A 1,619-nucleotide genomic window follows, 5' to 3' on the forward strand; every position below is an offset into this window, starting at 1 on the left:
CGCGTCACCACCACCAACCGCGACCCAGCGAAACGCTCCTCCACCAGCCACCGCTGCACCACCGCCAGCACACGCTCCGACAGCCCCCGCACAGCAGCCGGAACATCAACCCCGTCCTGCGGCACACACTCCAACACCACATACGCAGGCACCGGACCACCGTCGGCGAGCTCCTCCCAAGCCACCCACTCCACATCAGCAGCACGCTCCGAACCGGACAGCGCACTCCACACGATCTGGAACAACGAGTCGCCACCAGGCTCGACGCTCAGCTGCTCCATGGACACCGGGCGGGAGAGGAGCGACTCGACGGAGAGCACCGGGTTGCCGTCACCGTCGGCCACCGTGAGGGCGAGCCCGTCCTGTTGGGCGATCGGCGTGACCCGTACGCGCAGGGTGGCCGCGCCGGCGGTGTGCAGTGCCACGCCGTTCCAGGCGAACGGCAGCAGGGTCCGGCCGCCCCCTTCACGGCCGGGGATGTCGAGCAGTCCGACGTGCATCGCCGCGTCGAGCAGCGCCGGGTGCAGGCCGAATCCCTTGGGATCCGTCTCCTCCGGCAGGGCGACCTCGGCGTACAACTCCTCACCGCGCCGCCAGGCCGCCTTCAGACCCTGGAACGCCGGGCCGTAGTGGTAGCCGGCGCCGGCCAGGTCGGGGTAGGCCGAGGCCACGGGGATCTCAGTCGCACCCGCAGGGGGCCAGTCGACCAGGTCGGCAACCGCGCCCGCCGACTGCACCGACAGCACACCTTCGGCGTGCCGGGTCCAAGGAAGGTCAGGCTGGTCGGATCGGCGGGAGTGCACGGTGACCGTGCGCCGCCCGTCGTCGTCGGCGGCCCCGACCACCACCTGTACGGCGACACCGCCGCGCTCGGGCAGGAGCAGCGGTGCCTGCAAAGTGAGTTCGTCGAGCCGCCGGCAACCGACCTCGTCCCCTGCCCGCAGGGCCAGCTCCACGAATCCCGTGCCTGGGAGCAGGACGCTGCCCAGCACATCGTGGTCGGCGATCCACGGGTGGGTGCTCGCCGAGATCCGTCCGGTGAGCACCACCCCGCCCGAGTCGGGCAATGGCACGGCCGCCCGGAGGACGGGGTGGTCGAGTGCCGTCTGGCCCGTGTCCCCCGCACCACTGCCCGCCGTGGGGGCGGTCATCCAGTAGCGCTGACGTTGGAAGGGGTAGGTGGGCAGGTCGACACGGCGGGCGCCGGTGTCCGCGAAGTAGGCGCCCCAGTCGACGTCCAGACCGGAGACGTGAAGCTGGGCGAGGGCCGTGAGCAGGGTCTCGGCCTCGGGACGGTCCTTGCGCAGCGCCGGCGTCACCACCGCCTCGTCCGCTTCCAGCGTCTGCTGCGCCAACGCGGTCAGGACGGAATCGGGGCCCAACTCCAAGAACGTACGGACACCGGACTCCTCGACCGTCCGTACGGCGTCGGAGAAACGGACGGTGGCACGGACCTGGTTCACCCAGTACTCCGGAGACTGCCAGTCGGTTGCCGACTGCCCCGTGACGGTCGAAACAAACGCCGACTCAGGCGTGTGGAACGTCAACTCGGCTGCCACAGCAGCGAAGTCGGCGAGCATCGGCTCCATCAACGGCGAGTGGAACGCATGCGACACCGA

General features: G+C 70.5%; 1 protein-coding gene. It reads right to left on the reverse strand.

All coding sequences use genetic code 11. From position 1 onward, the window contains the following. The coding region (locus tag BZY54_RS40345) for a polyketide synthase dehydratase domain-containing protein (protein WP_341868732.1) at positions 1–1,589 on the reverse strand (1,589 nt) is incomplete at its 3' end. Between the last annotated feature and the right edge of the window lie 30 nt (positions 1,590–1,619).

It is taken from the genome of Streptomyces carpinensis, assembly GCF_002154505.1.
GTDB lineage: Bacteria > Actinomycetota > Actinomycetes > Streptomycetales > Streptomycetaceae > Streptomyces > Streptomyces carpinensis.